Origin of the sequence: Pyrobaculum sp., assembly GCF_049971835.1 — an archaeon.
Classification (GTDB): Archaea; Thermoproteota; Thermoprotei; order Thermoproteales; family Thermoproteaceae; genus Pyrobaculum.
The window spans coordinates 1-5,656 of the sequence record NZ_JBMFKV010000129.1; the positions used below are offsets into that span (position 1 = coordinate 1).

The window sequence follows — 5,656 nt, forward strand, 5'->3', positions numbered from 1 at the left end:
CGTATTTCTTAGCAGGAGAGTGTTAAATACAAACGCTGACAGCTCGGCGCCGGCGCGCGGGGTAGGCGCAGAGAGGGCGGAGGCGCGGCGGAGGGGGGTTCTACTCTATTGCTAAATGCGCCCCGGCGTGGTCGAATATTCTAGATATGGCGTAGGCGGCGGCTGCGGCTACTGATAGCGCTGTCACCGTCACGGCGGCTACCGCCGCGGCGTCTGCGGCGACGCCTATCAGTGAGCTGAAGAGTATGTACTTACTCCAGTCTACCTCCGGCACTTTGATAGTTTGTAGGACGTCTGCCCCTCCCGCCAGCGCCGGGGGGAAGCCCGCGGCGACTCCTAGTATCAACGCGCCGAGGTGTCTAGTTTTTTCTTCAGCGACTAGAACGGCGCCTAGGCCCATTAATAAGACAAAGCCGTATGTGACGTATGTGGCCGCCACGGCGGCGGCTAGGGCTAGCAACGCGCTTGTGGCGGCGGAGCTGTAGGGCATGGCGGCTTGGGAGAGGCCCATGGAGTAGCCCCCAGTTATTACCAACACCCCCGTCAGCGCCGTGGCTGTGAATATAGAGCCGTAGCCGCTGGCTATGGCGTCGAAATAACGCCTGTAGACCCCGACGGCGCATTGATAAGCCTTCTCCACGGCGCGGAGGTAGTCTCTATCTGTAAAGTGGGAGAGACACACGGGTTTGAACTCCCCCGCTACCTGCGGCGTCTTGAAGGCGGCGGAGGCGTGGCTTATGAAAAAAGACACGGCGGCGCCGAGGGCGATGGTGATCACCGTGGCGGCGGCGAAGAGTAAAAACCCGACGCCTCCTCTATGCCACACGTCGAGAGCCTTCTCCTTGCCGTGGGTGCCGCCGAAGGAGTACAAGACGGCGCCGTACAGCAAGTAGGCGGAGAGGACGGCGAGGGGGAAAAAGAGGTGTTGGGAGAGGTCGAACATCACCAAAACTTTAGATTCCCAAATGCGTCCACCAGCGATTTTACTAACAGCCCGTTTAGAAAGTCCACAGCTGTTCTGCCGGCGTCTGCGATGCTCCCCGCGCCGTAGCCCGTGGTGATTAGATTGGCGGCGAATATCACCGCGGCTAGGATAAAGGGTACCGCCGCCAGGCCGATTAGTATCGATTTGTAGTGGTCGACGATGGTCACAATAGCCGACCAACGCGCCCAGGTGGTGGGGCTTGCTATCCAGCTAACTGCGGCGTAGATCGCCAGAAGCACCACGACGGTCCAGAATATGAGGGCGTAGGCCGCCGCCAGGTTCTTCACGGCCTGTTGCACCTGCTCCTTAAATGGGAAGTTGTAGACACCGCCGCCGGCGCCGCCGGTCTTATTGCCGCCTTGCTGAGCCAGCGCGGCGGGCGCCAGCACCATCAACAAAAACAGCGCCGCCGCCACCACAGCCCTCCCAATCCTCCCCTCCTCCTTCTCGGCTTTGGGCACCTCCTTGGGTTTTTTCAAGGGCATGAAGAACCCCAACCTGTGTGCGGAAAAACCTTAGAAAGATCTCATAAACGCTCCAGACCGCCTCTCTACCCTCCCAGCCTCTAGTATATGAGATCTGCCGTGGGGCCTTATGGGTACACGTAGAGCCCCCGCGGCGTTTTTCAAAGCGTGGACGTGGAGGCGTTGCGACACCTGTTGTGACGCTATGTACTGCGGCCGCCTAGAATTCCGCCGGGTGTAAACTGTGCGCCGTGTCTCCTCCCCAGTTTATACCCGGCGGCAGAAACGCCGCATCTAGGCTGAGTGTAAACAGGTCGCCGGGCGTACACGCGGCACAAGACGCGCCCCGGCTCCTGTGTAAATAAACACTGCCAACCAGCCGGAGGCGCGGCGGTTAGTAGAGGCCGTCGCTTCGTATTTCATACTCAATTTCTGTATCTGGAGACATCCCGGGCACGTCTAGAGGCCACATCTTTCCCTTAAGCTTCTGTTTAGATGGCCTCTCCATCATAAACAACGCGTGGACGGTATGTAGCAGTACGTTGCCTCCGGCGGGTCTTTTTGTAGAAAACATAGTGGGCACGTCCATAACTTGGTCAGTGACAATAGCCAACTTGCCCAGTCTCGTATAGCGCTGTAAAATATTCAAGGCGTAGAGCATGGCTTGTTGCCTAGGGGCTAGCAACTGCCTCCCCCGGTACTCCGCGCGGAACGGGGCCACTAGGGAGTCTACCACTATCACGTCCACGTCCTCTGGAAGCTCCCTAATTTGTTCTATCAACTGGAAGGAGTCTGTGGGGCGGTAGAGATAAAACTGGGTAACAGCCTCGTTAGAGACGCCGAATCTTTTAAAGAGGTTTTCTATTGTGGCGGAATCCACGTCGAAGGTGCCTTCTGTGTCGAAATAAGCCACTTTAAGCCCTCCCGCCAGCGCAACCGCCGAAATCTGCTTAGCGAATAACGACTTGCCAGTGCCGTACTCCCCGGCGAATCCATATATGAGGCCGAATTTCACCCCCCTCCAAGGGGTTTTAGAATCGAACTCCTCAACGCCGGTTTTTAAAACGCGGTCTTGTCTCTGCCTCAGCTGGGCTAGGGTCACCGGCCGGGAGTCGACGCCGGCCGCCTCTCTCAGCCTCCTAGCCGCCTTCTCCGCGTCAGTCACCTCGTCGTAGCCCAGAAGATCTGCCAGCTCCATCGGCGTCAACAACGCCATTTTCCTAAGCGTATAGCCCCGGAGGCACAGCTCCACAGCCCTCTCAGCCTTTTCTCCACTAAAGACGTCAAACACCCACCTACACTCCTCCGGCGCGTTAGCCCTCTTAGGCACGGCTACCGCCAGCGCCCGGGGGGAAATACCTTACCCTCCACATGCGGCCTCTGCGGAATAGCAACACGGCGCATTTCCCCGCCCTAAGAGCCGCGTCGTAATCCCTAGTCAAAACTGCGCAACCCTCTCCACACTCCGCCTTGCAGAGCTCAACGGCGTAGAGCTCGGCGGGCTTCTGCTCAGAGAGGCGGCAGTCTACGCTGTGTCTACGGCACAGCTCGAGGAAGCGCCTTGCAAGGGGCATGTGGGTCTCGCTCCAGGCGTCTACCACGAAGACGGCGTCGAGCCCCGCCTCAGCCGCCGACTTAAAAAGCTCTTCAGGCTGGCTCAGCGCCGCCGCTATGGAGAAGACGTCTACGTAAAGGCGGCGGTACCTCTGCCAGGCGTCTGGCACTAACTCAAAGACTCCCTTCCTCGTCTTAACTCTCATAACTCTCCGCCAGGAATTTGGCGGTGGCCAGGGGGACTTCCTCCCCCTCGGCCTCCGCTACGACGTAGCCGCCGCATTTAATAACAATACGCCTCTCCTCTGATATGACAAATACGCGGTAGCGGGGGCTGGCGAAGAGGGGGAGGCTTCTCACAGGCTTTAGGTAGAGCTCTCCGTTGGCGGCGATTTTCTGCCGGCACTCCACCTCAGCCTCGGCGATGTAGACCCGCCTATGTTGAACCCTCTCCAACGCTCTCTTGTAGCGCCTAAAGAGAAGCACAGCGGCTACGTGGGTGCATATATCCCGCCTTCTGCGGAGGCCGAATTGCGTAAGGTAACAAGTGCAGTACCACCTCCTGTCGGGGTTGGAAAACCAGACTTGATACAGAGGCTTCCAATCGCCGAGCTCTCTACGGCCTTCGACGAGGTAGAGGCCGTCCCTCACCTCTCTCACGTCGCCAAGCCTCAGCAAGGCTCTTTTAATCCAGCTGTGGGACTTGCCTGGGAAGTCTGCCCTAAGCGCCTCCACGGCTCTACGCAGTGGGTCTCTCTGCATAGGGAGGCACGGTGATGCGGAACTGGGCCCAGGTGCCTCTAAGCGGCAGAAGCTTAGCCAACGCCTCCGCCGAGCGGAGAGAGGCGGCCCTAACCGTTATAAGCGCCTCCGAGGGCTGTAGCGGCGTTGTTTTAGACTCGTCTAGGTCCCAGTCTGGGAATCGGATAATGAGCTTGACGTAGCCTAGGTGCCTCTGGAATTCGCGGAAGCTGTGGCTAATAAGCACGAAGAAGCGCCCCGAAGCGCGGCCGGTGCGCATGTGGTCTGTCAATAGGCTGTACCGATTTACGAACGTCAAAAATCTGTGCGCCTCGTCCACCACATATATCACGTTTTTGACACCGCGGGTTAGTTCTAAATGCGCCAGCACGTAGGCCAGCCTCCCCACGCGGTCTAGCCCGCTGATGTCGATACAAGTAGAGCGGCCGGCCTCGAGAGGCGCCTCCGTCTTTTCGAACTGTTGCGTATCAAAATGGGCTAATCTACGGCGCACTGCATAGGCCGTGTCCACCTCGTGGGCCTCCGCCACCTCTACAACGCGGCGCCGGATTTCGCCAAGCGTCTTCATCCCCCTCTCAACGCTACGTAGCAACAGCTCAGCCATCGCCGGAGTGAGCAGATACGGATACTCCCCGTAAGTGGCCGCGAGGCTCTCCTCAAGAATTTCAACAACCCTAGGCGCCGGGAGGTCCAGGGGGTTTACCGGAAAGCGGCCGTGGTAGTCGCAGAGGCCGCGTTGCTGGAAGTCACCGGCGGTGTCGTATACAACAACGGCGTAGTCCGGGGGGAGGTCTCCCAGGCTCCACTTGACGAGAGAAGTCTTGCCGCTCCCCGGCAACCCAGTAATTAAGGCGTTTCCCTCCGCGGAGGCCACTAGGCGGAATAGGTAGCGGTGTATCACGCCCCCAGCGCCCTAAGACCTAAATCCGTAATCCTAACAGTGAGGGTGAGGGCGTCTATCTTCACAAGCCCCATTTGACTAGCCCTAACCACAGCCCGGCCGTGCCTCTCCTGGGCGTATTTAAGCGATAGGAAGCCCCCAGACTCCCAAATACTCTTCAACAACTCCAACACCTCCCCGTCTCTAATCTCCACAACTGGCTCAGGTACGGAGGTCCTGCACAGCGGGGCGCCGGCCCACTGCCTCTTCACCGCGAGGGCCTCGTAAGTCAGAGAGGAGGCGGCCACGACGACGCGGTCTGCCACCAACGCCCGCTGGTCGTATACAGAGGTGTAAATTCGGAGAACTCCCCCCAGCGCCTTAGCCGCGGCTAGTATGTCAGTGAACTGAGGCCACACGTCGCTGTACACCTCCACAGCCCAGCCCCCGCCGTATTTTGAATCTAGGTGGTGGGCCAGGGCGAGGCCGAGGGCTAGCTGCACCGGGTCGGCCAGGGCTATCCTCAACTGGTACCGGCCCGGCCCCTCCGCAAGTTTAGAATAGTCGACAAATCTAAACAATAGACACAGCGGCGCCGAGCACTGAGCCAGCTCAGAGGTGTGGCGGGGGAGGGGGATGGGGCTGTTGTATCTAACAAAAATTGTAATTAACGCGGCGGCGCCCCCCGGCGTCAGCTCAAAGCCGAGGCCGCTTACGCGATCCGCCGGGCAGAGGGTGTACCGCATCTCTGCGGGAGGCGGATCTGCGAGGCCGCCTACGACAATCTCCAGCATTTAACAAACTAGCTGAATTGAAACTCCTATCAGTTGCAACAGCTGGTTTGCCCAGAGGCTGTATATGGGACAGCCCTTGTTGAAGAAACTCAGCGCTATCCTGGGCTTCGCCCCGCCGTCGAGGCGGACCACCGCCAGCCTAGCCGGAGAGGCGTTGACAATGTAGCCCTCGTGGCGCCATATTTGCTGTAGTTCAAAACTGCGGGGAGGCTTAACA

General features: G+C 59.0%; 7 protein-coding genes and 1 pseudogene. All 8 read right to left on the reverse strand.

The window, feature by feature from the left end:
• Window positions 1-100: 100 nt before the first annotated feature.
• A complete protein-coding gene (locus ACP5J3_RS10350) occupies window positions 101-946 on the reverse strand; it encodes a hypothetical protein (protein WP_428495624.1) in 846 nt (281 codons plus the stop codon).
• The gene (locus ACP5J3_RS10355) at window positions 943-1,470 is read right to left on the reverse strand and encodes a hypothetical protein (protein ID WP_428495625.1); all 528 of its coding nucleotides are present in this window, start codon (window positions 1,468-1,470) and stop codon (window positions 943-945) included. The genes ACP5J3_RS10350 and ACP5J3_RS10355 overlap by 4 nt, the downstream gene beginning before the upstream one ends.
• A 373-nt stretch (window positions 1,471-1,843) precedes the next feature.
• The gene (locus ACP5J3_RS10360; protein ID WP_014287604.1) at window positions 1,844-2,779 is read right to left on the reverse strand and encodes a Fis family transcriptional regulator; all 936 of its coding nucleotides are present in this window, start codon (window positions 2,777-2,779) and stop codon (window positions 1,844-1,846) included.
• A complete protein-coding gene (locus ACP5J3_RS10365; protein ID WP_428495626.1) occupies window positions 2,772-3,209 on the reverse strand; it encodes a hypothetical protein in 438 nt (145 codons plus the stop codon). Before ACP5J3_RS10365 ends, ACP5J3_RS10360 begins: the two co-directional genes overlap by 8 nt.
• Complete coding sequence (locus ACP5J3_RS10370; protein ID WP_428495627.1) at window positions 3,199-3,765, reverse strand: SWIM zinc finger family protein; 567 nt, start codon at window positions 3,763-3,765, stop codon at window positions 3,199-3,201. The genes ACP5J3_RS10365 and ACP5J3_RS10370 overlap by 11 nt, the downstream gene beginning before the upstream one ends.
• Window positions 3,743-4,666, reverse strand: coding sequence for an AAA family ATPase (locus ACP5J3_RS10375; RefSeq protein ID WP_428495628.1), 924 nt, complete (start codon window positions 4,664-4,666; stop codon window positions 3,743-3,745). The genes ACP5J3_RS10370 and ACP5J3_RS10375 overlap by 23 nt, the downstream gene beginning before the upstream one ends.
• A complete protein-coding gene (locus ACP5J3_RS10380) occupies window positions 4,663-5,439 on the reverse strand; it encodes a hypothetical protein (protein ID WP_428495629.1) in 777 nt (258 codons plus the stop codon). The genes ACP5J3_RS10375 and ACP5J3_RS10380 overlap by 4 nt, the downstream gene beginning before the upstream one ends.
• Window positions 5,440-5,656, reverse strand: a pseudogene (locus ACP5J3_RS10385) (hypothetical protein); the annotation flags it as partial.